The following is a 17,635-nucleotide window of genomic DNA, read 5'->3' as shown; positions in this document are numbered from 1 at the left end:
GTGAGAGATAATGAAAAGGTTCCTTCTGTTGTTTCTTGTTTTTCCTGTTTTTCTTGCAGGAAACGTGTTCGATCTGTTTGAAGAAAACATGAACAGATCATCAGACTACTGGTCCGCCGTTGAATCTTTCAAAGAGAAAGATCTCTCCTACAGGCAGTACACGAGTTTCTGGAATCCGGAGGTTTCTGTTTCGCTTGGAACAAATGGAATCATCATAACAGAGGATGGTGTTCAGAATTTCTCCGTGATTCCCAGAGTAAACTTTGTGAACATATATGGATTTAAACTCGGACTTTCCTTTCCAATCTCGGTGAACATGAAGGATTGGTCAGCCAATTTTGAAGGAACGCAGTTGAGTGTTTCAAGAGGCCTCAAAGAAGACTACATGGTGAGCAGGTTGCAGGCTGAGGCAAGTTACCTTTCTGCACTGTACTCTCTGAAATCTGTGAAAAACAGCATCTTCATCCAGACGATCCAGGATGTGTTTGACTGGTACTACTACACAAGAAAGATAGAGATCCTCTCACAGAGGCTTCAGGTACTGAGAGAAAAACTCAGCAAGACAGTCGATGAAGATGAAAAAGAATCCCTGGAAAAGCAGATCCTCTCAGTCGAGCAAACTCTGAGAAACACAAAACTGAATCTGGAGGCCATTCACGAAGGTATAAACGAAGAGATCTACAGAGAGACAAAAGAACTTTTGTCAAACATCACACTCCCTGCCACTACATTAGAACACAGAGAGGATCTGAAGGCACTTGAGATACAGAAAAAGGCAGAAGAAATCAAAAAAAAGACATGGTTTTTACCGTATCTTCCAGATCTGACCTTTTCCTTCAACTACGATTTTGAAAAAAGCACCTGGTCGATAGGAATCGGCCTACAACTCACCCTCTGGGATTTTGGAGAAAGAAAACTGGAGGCAGAAAAAAGGAAATTTCAGATTGTTTCGCTGGAGTACGAAGAGAAAATTAAGGAAATAAACGATTCGATAAACAAGTCACTGACAAGCATTGACAACCTCCGATCTCAGATGAAACAGGAAGATATCGAGTTGAACGATCTCAGAGAGGTTTACGAAACGAACAGGCAACTGTTTGAGAAAGGCTTTTTGAGTGAAGAAGATTTCATCCTTTCAGAACTCGATTACACGGAAGGAAAACTCACCATGGAAAACCTGGAAAATTCGCTGATTCTGGAAAAACTGAAATACATAAGCACCCTGGGATACGATCTTGAGAAATTTCTCAAGGAAGGTGATCTGAATTGAAAAAGTGGATAACGCTCCTGATCATAGCGATACTGGTGGTTCTTCTAATAGTTGTGATCTTCCTGAACAGAGCCAGTGCCCAGAGTGTCTCCGAAAGAACAGCCACTTCCACACAACTTCCTGTCTATCTCACCTACACCGTGACGAAGGAAAATGAAACCGTTGAGATCGTAGGACAGGTCACAGCCGATACCAGAAGCGTTGCTTCCAAGGTCTCTGGGGATGTTCTGGAACTCTACGTTCAGGAAGGAGATTACGTTCAGTCTGGCCAGAGGATAGCAAAGATAGACGACACAGATTATCAGATCGAGTACCTTTCTGCCCTGAACAACTACAAAACATCTCCCACCGAGATCAACAGGTTGAATCTGGAAGTAGCAAAAAAGAACCTTGAAAACACCATCGTGACTTCTCCTGTGAACGGTGTGGTCCAGTCCGTCGATGTATCCGAAGGTGATAGGGTCTCTGTTGGAACAGCCATTGTCGAAATTGTGGAAACCGACACTTTGAGAGTGGAAGGTTCTATAGATGAATACGATTTGAAGAACGTCAAAGAAGGAATGAAAGCTGTTTTCACCTTCGAACAACTTGGACTCACCTTGACCGGAAAGGTGAAGAGAATCAGTCCCGTTGCGGAAACCTCAGGTGGTGTCACTGTGATACCCGTTGAGTTTTCTTTCGATCAAACACCACCTGAAATTGTGATCCCGGGACTCACCTGCAACGTGGAGATCATCATAAGAGAAGCCACCAGTTCTTTCTTTGTTCCCAAAGAAGCAGTAAGACAAGATCAAAACGGATACTACGTGATGAAACAAACATCCGAGGGACCACAGAAGGTGTACGTGGAGATCGGAGAGGAAGTGAACGAAAAAATAGAGATCAAAAAAGGTGTATCTGAGGGAGATGTTCTCCTTCTTGTTCCATCTCAGGAGGAGATTCAAAGGCTGAGGACAAGACAAGGACTTCCGGTGTTTGGCCCCGGAGGAGGCCGAGCAAGATGAAGAAGGTGATGGAACTCGTCGACGTATGGAAGGTCTACGACCTTGGAGAAGTGAAGGTTGAAGCCCTTCGGGGAGTTTCTTTCGAGGTCTTTCAGGGAGAGTACGTGATCATAATAGGGCCTTCTGGAAGTGGAAAGTCCACACTCCTTCACATACTGGGCTGTCTCGATCGACCGACGAAGGGAAAGGTTCTCATCGAGGGTGAAGACGTATCAAAAATGAGTGACAGAAAACTCGCCCAGGTTCGAAACAGAAAAATTGGATTTGTCTTTCAAAGTTACAACCTTCTTCCTCGTCTCAACGCCCTGGAGAATGTGGAACTTCCCATGATATACGCGGGAGTTCCGGCAAGAGAAAGGAGAAAACGGGCAAAAGAACTTCTGGAACTTGTCGGACTTGGTGATCGACTCCATCACCGTCCAAACCAGCTCTCAGGTGGTCAGCAGCAAAGAGTGGCGATAGCAAGAGCTCTGGCAAACGATCCCGTTTTCATTCTTGCAGACGAGCCAACAGGAAATCTCGACACAAAAACAGGAGAGGAAATCCTGGAACTCTTCAGAAAACTTCACGAGATGGGCAAGACCCTGGTTGTTGTCACTCACAATCTTGAGATGGTAGACGAAGGAACGTGTATCGTGAGAATAAGGGACGGAAGAATAGAAGATGTAGAGCGCCGAGGTGTTGTGTATGGAGATACTTAAAGAGGTTCTGAGATCGCTGCTTGCCAACAAAATGAGAACGTTTCTTTCCATGCTCGGTATCGTGATCGGTGTGACCGCCGTCATCATGGTCATGTCCCTCGGTGCCGGGATGAGAGAAAGTGTGACCGAAAGACTCACATCACTGGGTTCGAACATCATCATGGTCACACCAGGTTTTATTGGAGGAAGAGGAGGAACAATAGCCCAGTCCGTGGAATCTCTCAGTGAAGAGGATGTTTCAGATATTCTGAGCATGTGTCCAAGTGTTGACAGGGCGATCGGTCTTGTGAATGGAAATTTCCTCGTCCAGTACAGAGAAACAAATTCAAGGGCAAACGTCTATGCGGCACCTTATGAGATATTTCAGATACTGAATCTCAAGGTGTCCTCGGGCAGAACGTTTACAGAGGAAGACAGTGCTGCCAACGTGGCCATCATCGGTCAGGAAATAGCCTACAACCTCTTTGAAAATGAAAACCCGGTGGGGAAAAAGATCTACCTTGTTCAGGGAAACAGAAAACTCGTCTTTGAGATCATCGGTGTCTTCGAGAGAACCGGTAGTATCCTCATGTTCAACCCGGACAACATGATTCTCATTCCTTATGAAACTGGAAAGTTCAGGGTTTTCCAGACCCACGGAAACATCTCGATGATCCTTGCAACGAGTAAATCACCGCAGGTTGCTCAAAGGGCCGTTATGGAAATAGACCATCTGCTTTACACCAAATTCCATGAAGAAGAAAGTTACTACAACATCATCAGTCAGCAAGCCATCCTCAACGTTGTGTCCGAAAGTGTTTCCATCATCAACCTCGTTCTTGTTGCAATCGCTGCCGTATCACTGGTTGTTGGTGGAATAGGCATCATGAACATCATGCTGGTATCCGTTGTTGAAAGAACAAGGGAAATAGGCATAAAGATGGCAATAGGTGCCTCAAGGATCAGAATTCTCATGGAATTTCTTGTGGAAAGCGTTGTTATCACCTTCGTTGCCGGTGCTATAGGAGTTGCCCTGGGAATACTTGGATCAAACACGATCGTCAACACCTTTGGAAGCTCCTACGGATTGAAAGCCTTCGTTGATCCCTTTTCTGTGATCATCGCTTTTGGTGTCTCCGCGAGCGTTGGGTTGTTCTTCGGGTTCTATCCTGCATACAGGGCCTCCAGACTGAGCCCAATAGAGGCTTTGAGGTACGAATGAACCTCCCCCTGCACTCAACATGGGTGCAGGGGCTTTTAAACAAACCGAACCTTCCTGATGAATTTTCCCCACAAGAGCATTCCCATCTGATTGTGAGGATTTTCTTACCGTTTCCATACCTCAAGTATTGAAACATTGCGTACAAGGCCGGGTTGGTGGGAAATATTCATGTTTTCATACCTCAAAGGAAGTATTGAAACGAGGTGAAAAGAAGGCTGTCCTCTACCCCCTCCAGTGTTTCCATACCTCTAAGGAAGTATTGAAACGTATATCACAAAAAGGCAAAAAGAGCAGAACTCACAAGTTTCCATACCTCTAAGGAAGTATTGAAACCCAGAATTATTTCATCAGAAACACCAACCAATTTTTCGTTTCCATACCTCTAAGGAAGTATTGAAACCAGACTCGCTTTGAAAATGCACGGCTTTGACGTGGAGTTTCCATACCTCTAAGGAAGTATTGAAACATGTCTCTACCGCCACTCCGTCTGGAACAATTCCTGGTTTCCATACCTCTAAGGAAGTATTGAAACCCGTTGGATTTCAAGGGAATCATACCACAGAGCATGTCAGAAAGCAAGAGTATATGAGAACATACAAAGGGTGTTTCATCACAGGTGATTCTAACACACAGAAAGATCCAGTCAAGTACTGTTTGGAAAAATGGAATAATTGCATAGTCAATGAAAAGCCTAAAGAAAGACAAAATCAAAAGATAAATTATCCTAACCTAGGTCAGGGCATTTTGGAGTGTTTCAAGGGAAAACCGTCTAGTTCCTGTTTTCACAAGTTTGTTCAAAAAGGTCCCCCTTAAAAGGTTAGAGACTAAGTGTGTGGTTTCTTTATTCATGATAGATATATGATGATAGATGAAGACATATTCTCATATTCTGTTTCACTTTCTTGCTCATTATTCCCTTTCTCTTGCATACATCACCTCTCTCAAACCCGCATGAATTTTTTCGTTACCGACAGTTGCATACTCTACATCGCACATCAGAAGCCAGTTACAATCACTACCCACCTTGTGAATAAATGGAACTTACCATACTTTAGTGAATAAAACTGTGTTGTTGTATTATCACAGTATTTCTTCTAACATGAACGAACAAAAACACCCCTTGAATTTTTTCTCCGGTGTGTTATGATTAAATGTGTATTAATTCAAGTTACGAATAAATAAGGAGGAATCGATATGGACGCCAGGTTGAGAGAGAGAAACATAGAAGAATACTGGCCGGTGATAGGTGAAGAGGTGGACGAGATCAAAAAACTTGCTGAACCACTGAAAGGAATGAAAGTACTCCATGTGAACGCAACTGCCTATGGAGGCGGAGTGGCGGAGATTCTGCACAATCTTGTTCCTCTGATGAGATCTGTTGGTCTTGATGCAAGATGGAGGGTTCTGGAAGCACCGGATGAATTTTTCAATGTCACCAAGAAATTCCATAACACCCTTCAGGGAGCGGATATAGAAATCACAGAAGAAGAGTGGGATCTCTACGAAAGGGTATGTCAGGAAAACACTAAGTTGATTCAGGACGAAGAAATACTAGTGATACACGACCCGCAGCCAGCGGCGGTGAGGAAATACCTGGATTTGAACGATAGAAAATGGCTCTGGAGATGTCATATTGACCTTTCGACACCGAACATGACCGTCTGGAAAAGATTTTTCCGGTACCTGGAAGGATACGACAAACTGATCTTTCATCTGGAAGAGTATTTCCCGGAGGGATGGAAAGAAAAAAGCGTTGCATTTCCACCGAGCATAGATCCACTGAGTGAGAAAAACAGCGATCTCGATGAGGATTTCATAAAAACAACCCTTGAAAGGCTTGAGATAGACCCAAAAAGACCCCTCATAACAGTTGTGGCAAGGTTTGATCCGTGGAAGGATCTTTTCAGCGCTATAGACGTGTACAGAATTGTGAAAGAAGAAATTTCCGATGTTCAACTTGCCATTGTGTCTGCTATGGCAACCGATGATCCGGAAGGATGGTTTTTCTACGAAAAAGTGCTCCGCTACGCAGGGGTTGACGAAGATATAAAGTTCTGTACCAACCTGAAAGGAGTTGGAAACAAAGAGGTCAATGCCATTCAAAGGGCCACAACCGTGGCGCTTCACACAGCGATAAGAGAAGGGTTCGGCCTTGTGATAAGTGAAGCACTTTACAAGAAAGTTCCGGTTGTGGCAAGACCTGTTGGAGGGGTTAAGATACAGGTGAAGCACGGAGAAAACGGTTACCTTGCATGGGAAAAGGAAAAACTGGCAGAATATGTGATAAGGCTTATAAAAGATGAGAATTTGCGGAAGAAGATGGGAGAAAACGGAAAAAGAACCGTCGTTGAGAACTTCATCATCACCGTACATCTCAAGAATTACCTGAAGACTTTCCTGAACCTTCTGGGGTGAAAATGTGCCGTCTCCTTTGCTTCGAAAAGAGAACAAGTTGAAGGTTCTAAAACACATACTGGAAAATGGAAAGGTTACCCGGGGTGATCTTTCAAATGAGCTGGAACTTGCCCAAAGCACGCTGAGTTACATCATCGATGAATTGAATGAAGAAAACTTTCTCTTAATCGAGGAAGTCAAATCAAAAAAAGGAAGACCTTATCAGGTTTTGAGTGTGAATCCTGAAAGATTCAGTGTGATCGGAGTGAAAGTTGGTCGAGAGGAAGTGCACGGTGTGCTTTTCAACGCATCACTGAATCCCATCAGGGAACACAGGGTGAGTATTCTTGCACCAATGAGAAGCAACGAGGGTTACACGAGGGCACTCAGAGAAACGGTTGAGAATCTTTTTTCGGAGAACTTGCTTGGAATAGGTATCTGCTCTTCTGGACTGGTGAGAGATCATCAAGTGGTTGTATCTCATGTGATGAACGTGAGAAACTGGAACCTGAGAGATGTTCTGGGAGATTTTGAAAGAGTAGTTGTCATGAACGATGCCGATGCTCTGTGTCGTGAGGTTTCTCAAAGGATAGGCTCAGACTTTCTCCTCATAAGTTACGGAATAGGAATAGGTGCCAGTCTTTTCAGAAACGGTAGGATCGAGCACCTGGAAATGGGGCACATGATAGTGTCGTCCGAAGGAAAATGTTACTGTGGGCAGACAGGATGTCTGGAATATCATTCGTCTGAGTATGCAGTTTTGAAATCTTATCTTGGATCGGAAATCGATTTTGAGGATTTTATCTCAAACGAAGAGGAAAAATACAGACCCTTCATCGAGGAGTTGAGAAAAAAGGTAAGAGAGAACTTCGAAGCGGTGAGAAAACACTACGAAAAAGCCTTCAGAAATCTTTCTGTTGCCGTGGGTGATGTTGTGATGAGTACTGGTGTTTCTCGAGTCTTTCTTGCAGGAGAGGGAGCTGTGAGCGAAGACATAGCGAAACTGCTGGAGAAGATGGTTAAAGAACGGTTCAACAAAGAATTCGTGGACGACGTGGAATTTCATCTGGCGAGTGCGAACTGGATGCTCGGCGCGGCTCGGGCGGTTGTTGAAGAATACCTTTCCGATATTCTAAAATGAAAACTCCCGGCAGATGCCGGGAGTATTTTTAATAAGCGTACAACCTTCCGTAAGGTCTGTGGGTGTACGGTTTCAGAAGGATGAACTCCTCGCTCAGTATTTCTTCTGGATCGTACTCAAAGAGTCTACAGAATTCTTCGATGTAAGGTCTGATCCGGTTCATGTCCTCTTCAGAAGGCTGGAAGATCTTCACTTCTTTTCCAAGTTTGTGTTCTTCTATGTTCCCTCTCAGAAAGATCTCTCCACCGTGCATTCCCGTTCCAACGTAGTTGCCAGCGATGTTTCCATCTTCATCCTTTTCCAGGCCTAGAACTATGAGCAAGCCTCCTGCCATGTATTCTCCCAGAAAATCCCTTGCAAATCCCCCAATCACGATTACGGGATAGTTCTCCTTGTAGGCCTTCATGTGTATTCCCACACGGTATCCTGCACTTTTTTTTATGTAGATGTGCCCGCCCCTCATGGCGTAACCTATGATGTCTCCCGCGTGGCCATGTACCACTATCTTTCCAGAGTTCATGGTGTTTCCCACGCCGTCCTGAGCGTTTCCATTCACGGTTATTTCGGGGCCATCCATGAAAACACCGAGGTCGTTTCCGGGAACTCCATTTATCTCTATTCGGACCTTCTTTCTGATCCCTGCTCCTATGTATCTCTGACCACAGACGTTATCGAGAACGATCTCCGTTTCTCCGTTTTCTATCGCTTCCCATATCATGTCGTTCAGCTTTTTGTAGTGGAGTCCCTTTGCGTCTATTCTAACCATATCTTTACTTCCCCCTCCAGCATCTTCTTTCTGAACTCCTTCGGCAGGTACACAAGACCGAAGTTTTCGTCGAGGAGTTTGTCCTTGAAAGAAGACACATCCATCTTCTGAAGAATGAGTCCCGTGTAGATTCCTGCCCTGTCTATATCGTTGACAAGGACGGCACCTATGAGTTTATTGTCTTTTATGACCATCTTCTTGTAGGTGTTTCCTTCCTCGTAGGTGAGGATTTCGTACTCATCACCTTCGACGTTGGTGTGTCCAACAGATATGGTGGGAATTCCTGCAAGTTCGACAGAGTTCATGGGAATACCACCGGGGTATCTTACATTTCCTCCTGCCATGTTGTAGCCTGCTACTCTTCCCTGGGCGACGGCAACGGGCCAGATGGCTATCGTCTTTCGCTGGCCGTCGATCAGATCGTAGAACTCTGTACAATCTCCCGCGGCGTAGATATCTTTTTCGCTTGTTTCCATTTTTTCGTTCACCACGATGCCTCTGTTTATTTCTATACCGGAATCTTTGAGAAAATCCACGTTCGGTCTAACGCCTATGGCGATGATGAGAAGTCTGGTGGGGATTTCTTTTCCACTTTTCAGGACGACGGAAGAAACTGAGCCTTCACCTTTTACCGCTACGATGGTGTCGTTTGTGATCACATCGCATCCTTCTTTTTTCAAAGCGTTGGTGATGATCTCGGAAGCTTTTTTGTCGAACGTAACAGAGAGAATCCTGTCTGCAAGTTCAACGATGGTCACCTTCACTCCGAGTTCCATCAGAGCCTCTGTTGTTTTGAGACCGATCAATCCTCCACCGAGTACAACGGCTTCTCTCACGTCGTTTTCCTTTATGTATCTTTCTACTCTTTCTTCGTCTTCCCAGGTGGTGAAGGTGAAAACTCCTTCCTTTCCCTCAAGGCCCTCTATCTTCGGAACGAAGGGTTTTCCACCGACGGCAAGAAGGAGTTTATCGTATGCTATCTTTTCCCCCGTGCTGGTTACAACTACCTTTTCTTTGGGAATCACCCGTTCTACCCTGGTGGCAGGCTTTATTGAAACTCCCATTTCCTTCAGGTAGTCCTCTGTTCTGTAGTACATCTTTTCTTCCGTCACTTTCCTTCCAAGGAGGTAGGTGATGAGGGGTCTGGAGTACCCAACGTACTTTTCCGCTGTGGTGAGGAGAATCTCTCCGTCTTTGTCGAGTTCTCTGATCGCCTCTATCGCATTCAAACCGGCAGGTCCTGAGCCAACCACAATGTACCTCATCCTCTCACCTCAACAAGAACAAGGGCTTCGTTCGGGCATCCCTCGACACAGGCAGGAGTTCCTCTGTCGATGCAGAGATCACATTTGGAAGCCACTTTCTTTTCTTTTGTGCTTCTTCTCACCACACCGAACGGACATGCCATGACACACATCCAGCATCCAACGCACTTTTCCTGGTTCACTTTTATGGCACCTGTCTCTGGATCTCTGTGCATCGCCCCTGTCATACAGGCTTTCAAACAGGAGGGATCATCACAGTTTCTGCATTGAAGGGCAAAAGTAATGTAATCGTGCTCTTCTACGATCACGTTTGGTTCAGGAAGTTCCGGGACGTATCTGTAAATCTTTATCAGGTTTCCCGTTCCCACCTGTGCGGCAACACAGTTTATCTCACAGAGTTTACAGCCCATACAGTACTCTTCTCTGATGAGAATTCTCCTCACAGTTATCACCACGCCTCTCCCGCGGGTTTGATTCCAAGGAGTTTCAGTTCGTACTCGTGCAGTCCAACTCCCCTGAGTGCCTCTCTGTTGCCCCTGAGGGATTCTATGGCGTTGATTCCCATTCCACCCAGGATTTCTTTTATTTCGTGTGCCCAGGCCCTCAGAAGGTTTGCCGCCCTCCTTGCTCCTATCTCCGGGTTGAGCCTTTTTGTGAGTTTCGGATCCTGAGTGGCTATACCCCAGTTACACTTTCCAAGGTAACACGTCTGGCAGAGATGACAGCCGAGGGCAACCAGTGCCGCTGTTCCTATGTAAACTGCATCCGCTCCAAGCGCGATTGCTTTGATAACATCCGCACTGTTTCTGATACCTCCTGCCACAACGATCGATGCCATGTGTCTTATTCCCTCTTCTCTGAGTCTCTGATCGACCACGGCGATGGCAAACTCTATGGGGATTCCCACATGATCCCTCGTCACCTTGGGGGCGGCACCCGTTCCTCCCCTGATACCGTCTATCACGATGTAGTCTGCTCCCGCCCTGACCATACCGGCCGCTATGGGGGCCACGTTGTGCACCGCCGCGATCTTGACGCCGACAGGTTTTTCGTACCTTGTGGCTTCTTTTATGGCATAGATGAGCTGTCTGAGGTCTTCTATGGAGTAGATATCGTGGTGTGGGGCAGGAGATAAGGCATCGGTCCCAACGGGTATCATTCTGGTCTCCGAGATGGGTTCTGTGACCTTCTCACCGGGAAGGTGTCCTCCGATTCCCGGTTTTGCACCCTGTCCTATTTTTATCTCGACGGCTGAACCTGCGTTCAGATAATCTGCACTCACACCGAAACGACCGGAGGCAACCTGAACTATCATGTTGTCTTTGAACTCTCTGAGTTCCTTCGGAAGGCCACCTTCACCTGTGTTGAAGAAGGTTCCAATCGTTCTTGCTGCCCTCGCCAGAGACAGAAGGGCGTTCAAACTGATCGAACCGTAGGACATAGCGGTGAACATGACGGGAACTTCCAGTTTCAACTGGGGAGCTATCTCTGTTTTGAGGGCCACGTTTCCTTCTCCGTCTTCTTCTATCTCCAGTTTTGCCTCTTTTCTTCCTATGTAGGTTCTGATCTCCATTGGCTCTCTGAGAGGATCTATCGATGGATTCGTCACCTGACTTGCGTTTAGAACGATCCTATCGAAGTAACTGAAGTACGGTCTGTCGTTTCCCATACTGGTGAGCAGAACCCCGCCGGTGTCTGCCTGTTTCATGATCCCGATCAGGTGTTCTGGCGTCCAGTGCGCAAGAGGCCTGATGTCGAAATTGTTCCTTCGAACCGTTATGGCCTCTGTCGGGCATATGGCTTCACAGAAGTGACATCCAACACACTTGTAATTTTCCGTGTAGACCCTGTTGGCGTTCTCATCGTAGTAGTTTGCCCCATAGGAGCACACTCTGACACAGGCAAGGCATCTTATGCACTTGTAATCATCGCGTTCCACAACAAATTCCGCTGGGACTTTTCTCTTAGCCATTCTCTCCCTCCAATGCCACCCGGACTTTTTCGGTGGATTTCAGGACTCCCACAACGGGTTCACCCGCCTTGGGAGCCCACACCTCATCTGGTTCGGGGCAAACAACCCTTATGGCGGATTCTTCGGAGGCAATGTAGAGGAAATCATCTTTCGTGGCAGCCACGAGGGGTCTGAGTTTTATCCTGTCGTTCAGCCCCATCATCATGTTGCTGTTTGCAACAATGATGGCAAAGGGGCCGTTGAGAAGGGCTCCACCGTAGTTCATCCTCAGGGCAGTGTAGAGTTTTCTCTCTTCTTCTGGCATGAGGTCTATGTCTTTCCACAGAGGAGCAGCGAGTATTTTTGCAGTGATTTTGGGACTGTATCCGAACCTTCTCATGAACAGGTCCACAAGATACGCCACAACTTCGGTGTCCGTCATGAGGGTACATTTGTAACCGTACGCTTCCAGAAATCTTCTGTTTATACCGTAGGACGAGATCTCCCCGTTGTGCACAACCGTCCAGTCGAGGATTCCGAAGGGATGCGCTCCACCCCACCATCCAACGGTGTTCGTGGGGAACCTGTTGTGGGCAGTCCAGATGTAGCCCTTGTACTCATCGATTCTGTAAAAGTCGGCGATGTCCTCAGGGAAGCCCACACCTTTAAAGACTCCCATGTTCTTTCCACTGGACATAACAAAGGCACCCTTGATCTTCTCGTTTATGAACATCACCGTATCGACGACAAAGTCTTCTTCGGTGAAACCCTCTGGTATGCTCTTTGGTTTCAGGAAGTATCGCCAGAGGATGTGGACTTCCTTGATATGGGGATTCTTTCTGGTGGGGATGGGTTCGCTTTCGATGATCTCGTAGTGGGATTTTATGTACTCTTCTGCATTTTTCTTGTCCAGTTCACTGTCGTAGAGCATGTGAAAGCAGTAAAAATCTTTGAGTTCTGGGTATATGCCGTAGGCGGCGTAACCTGCTCCGAGGCCGTTTCCCCTTTCGCGCATCAAAGCCATTGTTTCAACAATTGTGCTTCCGCTGAATCTCTTTCCGGATGTGTTCATTATTCCAGAAACACCACACGCGGATGGAACTTTAAAATCCCTGTCGGGTATCAAACGAGGGAGGTCATAGGGCAAGGCATTCACCTCCTAGCGAACGGAAAGGCATGAATATGAAATCTTGTGTATAACATTTATACCATAGAGGAGTTCTATTTGCAATAAACGTAGCATAAATTTTTCATTTGAGAAATGTAGGGTGAGATTGTGAAAAATGGCCGTAAATATTCCAAATACAGCATAAAAATAAAAACGATATGTGGATACAAAAACAGGGGATGCTACTGCATCCCCTTTGGCTGGCTGGGAGGGGAGGACTCGAACCTCCACCAGCGGATCCAGAGTCCGCCGTCCTACCGTTAGACGACCTCCCAAACTCCTGCTTTCTTATTATACACCAGAGGTAATGAGATTTCAAGGGAGGGAATTTCCACGACTTTTTCACGTTCAAATTGATAAAATCTTCATATCGGGGTGATAGAATGAGAGTTCTCCTTGTGGAAGACGAAAAGGATCTTGCAGATCTGATCGCCGAGGCTCTGAAAAAAGAGATGTTCACCGTTGATGTCTGCTACGACGGTGAAGAGGGAATGTACATGGCTCTAAACGAAGACTTCGATGTGGTGATTCTGGATGTGTTGCTTCCCGTTCACGATGGCTGGGAGATCCTGAAGGCTATGAGGGAAAAGGGTATAAACACTCCCGTTCTGATGCTCACAGCCCTTTCGGATGTGGAGTACCGGGTGAAAGGCCTCAACATGGGAGCCGACGATTATCTTCCAAAGCCCTTCGATCTCAGAGAACTCATTGCCCGGGTGAAGGCTTTGATCAGAAGGAAGGCAGAGAACAAAAATGTCAAACTGGTCTGTGGAGACCTAATTCTGGATACGGCTACCAGGAAGGTCTTCAGAGGAGGAAAAGAGATCGATCTTACGAAAAAAGAGTACCAGATACTGGAGTACCTCATGATGAACAAAAACAGGGTGGTTACAAAGGAGGAACTGCAGGAGCACCTCTGGAGTTTTGATGACACCGTCTTTTCCGATACGCTCAGAAGTCACATCAAGAACCTGAGAAAAAAGATCGACAGGGGCTTCAAAAAGAAGATAATCCACACTGTGAGGGGAATTGGTTATGTTGTCCGTGATGAATGAGAAGAAAGCTTTCAGAAAAACTCACCTTACATGGACTCTCATCTTCACGCTTTCCATCGTCTTTGTTGTTGCGGTGGTTGCGGGGGCTGTTTTCATGGTTGAAAAGAACAGAATCACCAGACAGTTCGATGGTGATCTTGTGAGAACCGCTGAGTTCATCGAAAAAAGACTCAGCGCTCCAGGCATGATGGGAATGCTTCGGATGATGAAAGGAATGCCTCCCCTTTTTGTCCCACGAGGTGAGGCCTTTCAACTTCTTCTCTCATCAGGTGAGGTGTTTCTGGAAGTTGGAGAACAACTCGACACTCCTGAAATGCCTGTAAAGGAGGGATTTTCCACAGAGGGAAACTACAGGGTGTTTACAAAGAAGATCGATCTGGGAGACACCACCATATTTCTGAGGGTGGGAAAAGACATATCGGATCTTATGGAGCGTAGCAGAAGGCTTCTGTCTATGTACCTTCTTTTGATCGTTTTCACGGCGGGTGGCGCCTGGATATTCGGGTATTTCATTTCGAAACTGGCACTTCTTCCTGTGAAAAATGCCTACGATAGTTTGAAAAGGTTTTCGATGGACGCCTCTCACGAGTTGAAAACACCACTTTCCGTTTTGAAGACCAGCCTCGATGTGTTGAAGTACCAAGATGTGCCTGAAGAGGTGAAGAATAAGCTTTCGATCATGGAAAAGAACGTGGAGAAGATGAGAAAACAGGTTGAACAACTCCTTCTTCTTGTGAAAAGTGGTGAGATGTTCAAAGACACTGTGAAGGAAAGAATAAACCTGAAGGTGTTTCTGGAAGAACTGGTAGAAGCGTTTGCACCGAAGGCAGAAGCAAAGAATTTGAAACTCAAGATCGAGTGTCCGGATGATCTTTTTGTGGAGACGGAAAAGGACGTCCTGAGGGTTGTGCTGGAAAACCTGATAGACAACGCCATAAAGTTCACAGAAAAAGGGGAGGTAATCGTTGGTGCCGTTAGTGACGGTAGAGTAACGATATACGTGAAGGACACAGGACCTGGAATTCCGAAGAAGGAGCAGAAAAAAATCTTTGAGAGGTTCTACAGGATCTCTCGAAACACGGAAGGATCGGGCCTTGGCCTTTCTATAGTGAAGGAACTCGTCGCAAGGTTGAAGGCAAAGATAGTTCTGGAGAGCGAGGAAGGAAAGGGTAGTACTTTCAAGATCATTTTTTGAGGGCGTTATAGCAATCCCGGCAGACTGCTATGTACTTTTCCTGGCCGCCGACATCGATCTCTTCTTCACCACCGGCTATTTTCAGTGTGAGTGTGGCGCTGTACTCACCGCATCTCTGACAGACTGCCTTCTTCTTTATCACGGTGTCTGCAAGGCTCAAAAGCATGGCTGTAGTTTCGAACGGGTTTTGTTTGTGGGTGAGATCGAGTCCTGCACAGAAGACGTCTATTCCTCTGTTCAGAAGTTCCCTCACCACGTCAAACAGATCGCGGCTGAAAAACTGCACCTCGTCTACGAACACTCCCCTTGTTTCTTCGTCGATGTATTTCCACATCTCCTCAGGTCGTTCCACAGTGAACGCTTCTACACCATCACCAGAGTGGGATACGATCTTCGTTGAGTGATATCTGTTGTCGATTTTCGGTTTGAAAACCGCAACCTTTTTTCTTCCCAGCCTGTATATTTCCACAAAAGAGAGAAGTTCTGTTGTTTTTCCAGAGTACATTGGCCCTGTGATCACGGTGAGTTTTCCGGACACGTCGATCCCTCCCCAACGATTATACAACTCTTCGTGTTAACACTCTGCCCACCCAAACTGAAACATTCTCATAATTGACGGCACCTTTTGAGGCTGATACTATTAAAGCATATAAAAGACATCCAGAGAATTTTTCCCGGAAATCCACAACAAAATATCCAACCATATATGGGGTTCGTGCCCTCAGAAGGCGGACCTCATAGGGTATTTGTTTTTTGCGTTTCTAAAAAGAAGTTATTTATATTCACATTGATATATAAATCAACACTATTAGGAGGAGGTGTTCTCATGCGGAGGAAGTTTCTCTTTTTGATGCTCGCCTTTGTTCTGCTCTCCCTTGGTTTCGCTCAGGACGGCAGTGTGGATGTTGGTTGGTCTCTGGACATGGTCTGGCTTCTTGTCTCTGCAGCACTGGTCTTTTTCATGCAGGCAGGTTTCGCCATGGTAGAGTCAGGTTTCACTCGTGCAAAGAACACGGTGAACATCGTCATGAAGAACCTCATGGATTTTTCGATCGGGTCTGTGGTTTACTTTTTGTTTGGTTACTGGATCATGTTCGGCACACATCCTCTCACCTTTGACCCTTCCATGAAAGAGGGTTTGTGGGAATTTGCCATGTGGATGTTTCAGATGGCCTTCGCTGGAACGGCAGCAACGATCGTGTCAGGAGCGATGGCGGAGCGCACCAAATTTTCCGCATACCTTGCCTACACGGGTTTCATAACGGGTATCATCTACTCGGTCGTTGGAAGGTGGATATGGGGTGGTGGATGGCTTGCCCAGAGAGGCTTCATCGATTTTGCGGGTTCTACCGTTGTTCACTCTGTCGGTGGCTGGGCTGCCATGATAGGTGCTGCCCTTCTTGGCCCCAGGTTTGGAAAATACGACAGTCAGGGAAATCCCAGGCCCATTCCTGGTCACAACATTCCCCTTGCGGCACTCGGAACCTTCATCCTCTGGTTTGGATGGTTCGGGTTCAATGGAGGAAGTACCCTTGCCGGAACGAACGGTGCAATAGGGATGATCATACTGAACACCAACCTCGCTGCTGCTGCCGGTGCGCTCGCCGCGATGATCACCGTGTGGATGAGATATGGAAAGCCAGATGCGAGTATGACGATGAACGGTGCTCTGGCTGGTCTTGTCGCCATCACCGCACCGTGTGCTGTGGTGTCTCCCGTGAGTTCACTGATCATAGGAGCGATCGGAGGTGTGATAGTTGTCTTCGCCGTTGAATTCTTCGACAAGGTTTTGAAGATCGACGATCCCGTTGGTGCCATATCCGTTCACGGTGTCAACGGTGCATGGGGAACGCTCGCCGTGGGGCTTTTTGCGGAGAGTAAGTATGCTCTCGCAAGTGGGATGGGGGATGTGCAAGGTCTCTTCTTCGGAGGAGGAGTACACCAACTTGGAGTGCAGTTTCTGGGAGTTATCAGTGTGTTCGCCTGGACTGTTGCGACCAGTTTCCTTGTGTTCTGGTTCATCAAGAAGACCATCGGTTTGAGGGTGGACAGAGACACAGAACTGAAGGGGCTGGACATAGACGAACACGGTATGGAAGGGTACGCTGACTTTGAAATCTTCACCACAAGATAAAGGAGGTGGTAGCATGAAACTGATCATAGCCGTTATACAGCCCCACAAGTTACCGGATGTGAAAAAGGCACTCTTCGACGCTCAGGTCTACAAGATGACCGTGATGAACGTTCTTGGATGCGGGCAGCAAAAGGGCTACACAGAGACATACAGAGGTGAAATAGAAGAAGTGAACCTTCTCAAGAAAGTGATGCTTCTCATAGCGGTCAACGAAGGTTTTGTTGAACCAACCATTGAGGCGATTCAAAAGGGAGCAAGAACGGGAAACATAGGAGACGGGAAGATTTTCGTTCTGGACCTTCTGGACTGTATCAGAATCAGAACGGGGGAGAGAGGACGGGAGGCCATAGGGTAAGGTTTCTTTTCGGGAGGAGACACCTCCTCCCTTTT

General features: G+C 46.5%; 16 protein-coding genes, 1 tRNA gene and 1 CRISPR repeat array. Of the genes, 10 read left to right on the top strand and 7 right to left on the bottom strand.

The features are described 5' to 3' along the window. The first annotated feature begins 10 nt into the window (after nt 1–10). The 6 genes from CTN_RS01395 (at nt 11) to CTN_RS01365 (ending at nt 7,711) form a co-directional block, all read left to right on the top strand. Nucleotides 11–1,270 (top strand): TolC family protein, encoded by a 1,260-nt coding sequence (locus CTN_RS01395; RefSeq protein ID WP_015918787.1) that lies wholly within the window; start codon nt 11–13, stop codon nt 1,268–1,270. Further along, on the top strand, nt 1,267–2,274 hold the full coding sequence (locus CTN_RS01390) for an efflux RND transporter periplasmic adaptor subunit (RefSeq protein WP_015918786.1): 1,008 nt from the start codon (nt 1,267–1,269) through the stop codon (nt 2,272–2,274). The genes CTN_RS01395 and CTN_RS01390 overlap by 4 nt, the downstream gene beginning before the upstream one ends. Next, complete coding sequence (locus CTN_RS01385) at nt 2,271–2,975, top strand: ABC transporter ATP-binding protein (RefSeq protein ID WP_015918785.1); 705 nt, start codon at nt 2,271–2,273, stop codon at nt 2,973–2,975. Before CTN_RS01390 ends, CTN_RS01385 begins: the two co-directional genes overlap by 4 nt. After that, a complete protein-coding gene (locus CTN_RS01380; RefSeq protein WP_038066477.1) occupies nt 2,962–4,176 on the top strand; it encodes an ABC transporter permease in 1,215 nt (404 codons plus the stop codon). Before CTN_RS01385 ends, CTN_RS01380 begins: the two co-directional genes overlap by 14 nt. Before the next feature lie 170 nt (nt 4,177–4,346). Continuing rightward, nucleotides 4,347–4,708: a CRISPR direct-repeat array (repeat unit 30 nt; unit sequence GTTTCCATACCTCTAAGGAAGTATTGAAAC). Nucleotides 4,709–5,370: 662 nt separating this feature from the next. Continuing rightward, nucleotides 5,371–6,591, top strand: a complete 1,221-nt coding sequence (locus CTN_RS01370; protein WP_015918782.1) for a glycosyltransferase — start codon at nt 5,371–5,373, stop codon at nt 6,589–6,591. A 16-nt stretch (nt 6,592–6,607) separates the two neighbouring features. Continuing rightward, nucleotides 6,608–7,711, top strand: a complete 1,104-nt coding sequence (locus CTN_RS01365) for an ROK family transcriptional regulator (RefSeq protein WP_244857365.1) — start codon at nt 6,608–6,610, stop codon at nt 7,709–7,711. A 28-nt stretch (nt 7,712–7,739) separates the two neighbouring features. Here the strand turns inward: CTN_RS01365 and CTN_RS01360 are convergent, their stop codons facing one another. From CTN_RS01360 to CTN_RS01335, 6 genes are all read right to left on the bottom strand, one after another. Then, a complete protein-coding gene (locus CTN_RS01360; RefSeq protein WP_015918780.1) occupies nt 7,740–8,477 on the bottom strand; it encodes a GltB/FmdC/FwdC-like GXGXG domain-containing protein in 738 nt (245 codons plus the stop codon). Then, nucleotides 8,465–9,742, bottom strand: a complete 1,278-nt coding sequence (locus CTN_RS01355) for an NAD(P)/FAD-dependent oxidoreductase (RefSeq protein WP_015918779.1) — start codon at nt 9,740–9,742, stop codon at nt 8,465–8,467. Before CTN_RS01355 ends, CTN_RS01360 begins: the two co-directional genes overlap by 13 nt. Beyond that, nucleotides 9,739–10,185, bottom strand: coding sequence for a 4Fe-4S dicluster domain-containing protein (locus tag CTN_RS01350; protein WP_038066467.1), 447 nt, complete (start codon nt 10,183–10,185; stop codon nt 9,739–9,741). The genes CTN_RS01355 and CTN_RS01350 overlap by 4 nt, the downstream gene beginning before the upstream one ends. Before the next feature lie 5 nt (nt 10,186–10,190). Beyond that, a complete protein-coding gene (locus CTN_RS01345; RefSeq protein ID WP_015918777.1) occupies nt 10,191–11,714 on the bottom strand; it encodes a glutamate synthase-related protein in 1,524 nt (507 codons plus the stop codon). Beyond that, nucleotides 11,707–12,849, bottom strand: a complete 1,143-nt coding sequence (locus tag CTN_RS01340) for a class II glutamine amidotransferase (protein ID WP_015918776.1) — start codon at nt 12,847–12,849, stop codon at nt 11,707–11,709. Before CTN_RS01340 ends, CTN_RS01345 begins: the two co-directional genes overlap by 8 nt. 213 nt (nt 12,850–13,062) lie before the next feature. After that, nucleotides 13,063–13,136: transfer RNA gene (locus tag CTN_RS01335), tRNA-Gln, on the bottom strand. A 108-nt stretch (nt 13,137–13,244) separates the two neighbouring features. On the opposite strand from CTN_RS01335, the gene CTN_RS01330 reads away from it, so the two are divergent. Together CTN_RS01330 and CTN_RS01325 are read left to right on the top strand one after the other, a co-directional pair. Further along, complete coding sequence (locus tag CTN_RS01330; protein ID WP_038066450.1) at nt 13,245–13,916, top strand: response regulator transcription factor; 672 nt, start codon at nt 13,245–13,247, stop codon at nt 13,914–13,916. Continuing rightward, nucleotides 13,909–15,111, top strand: a complete 1,203-nt coding sequence (locus tag CTN_RS01325; protein ID WP_244857363.1) for a sensor histidine kinase — start codon at nt 13,909–13,911, stop codon at nt 15,109–15,111. Before CTN_RS01330 ends, CTN_RS01325 begins: the two co-directional genes overlap by 8 nt. Here the strand turns inward: CTN_RS01325 and CTN_RS01320 are convergent. After that, nucleotides 15,101–15,649: a thymidine kinase gene (locus CTN_RS01320; RefSeq protein WP_038066445.1), complete on the bottom strand. Its 549-nt coding sequence runs from the start codon at nt 15,647–15,649 to the stop codon at nt 15,101–15,103. The two genes, CTN_RS01325 and CTN_RS01320, sit on opposite strands and share 11 nt — an antisense overlap. 288 nt (nt 15,650–15,937) lie before the next feature. On the opposite strand from CTN_RS01320, the gene CTN_RS01315 reads away from it, so the two are divergent. Both CTN_RS01315 and CTN_RS01310 read left to right on the top strand, forming a co-directional pair. After that, a complete protein-coding gene (locus CTN_RS01315) occupies nt 15,938–17,245 on the top strand; it encodes an ammonium transporter (protein ID WP_041437415.1) in 1,308 nt (435 codons plus the stop codon). Between the two features lie 13 nt (nt 17,246–17,258). Next, on the top strand, nt 17,259–17,600 hold the full coding sequence (locus tag CTN_RS01310) for a P-II family nitrogen regulator (protein ID WP_038066442.1): 342 nt from the start codon (nt 17,259–17,261) through the stop codon (nt 17,598–17,600). Nucleotides 17,601–17,635 lie beyond the last annotated feature (35 nt).

The sequence above is a fragment of the Thermotoga neapolitana DSM 4359 genome (genome assembly GCF_000018945.1).
GTDB lineage: Bacteria > Thermotogota > Thermotogae > Thermotogales > Thermotogaceae > Thermotoga > Thermotoga neapolitana.
The sequence above is the reverse complement of the archived record's forward strand: the minus strand, read 5'-3'. Positions and strand labels throughout refer to the sequence as shown.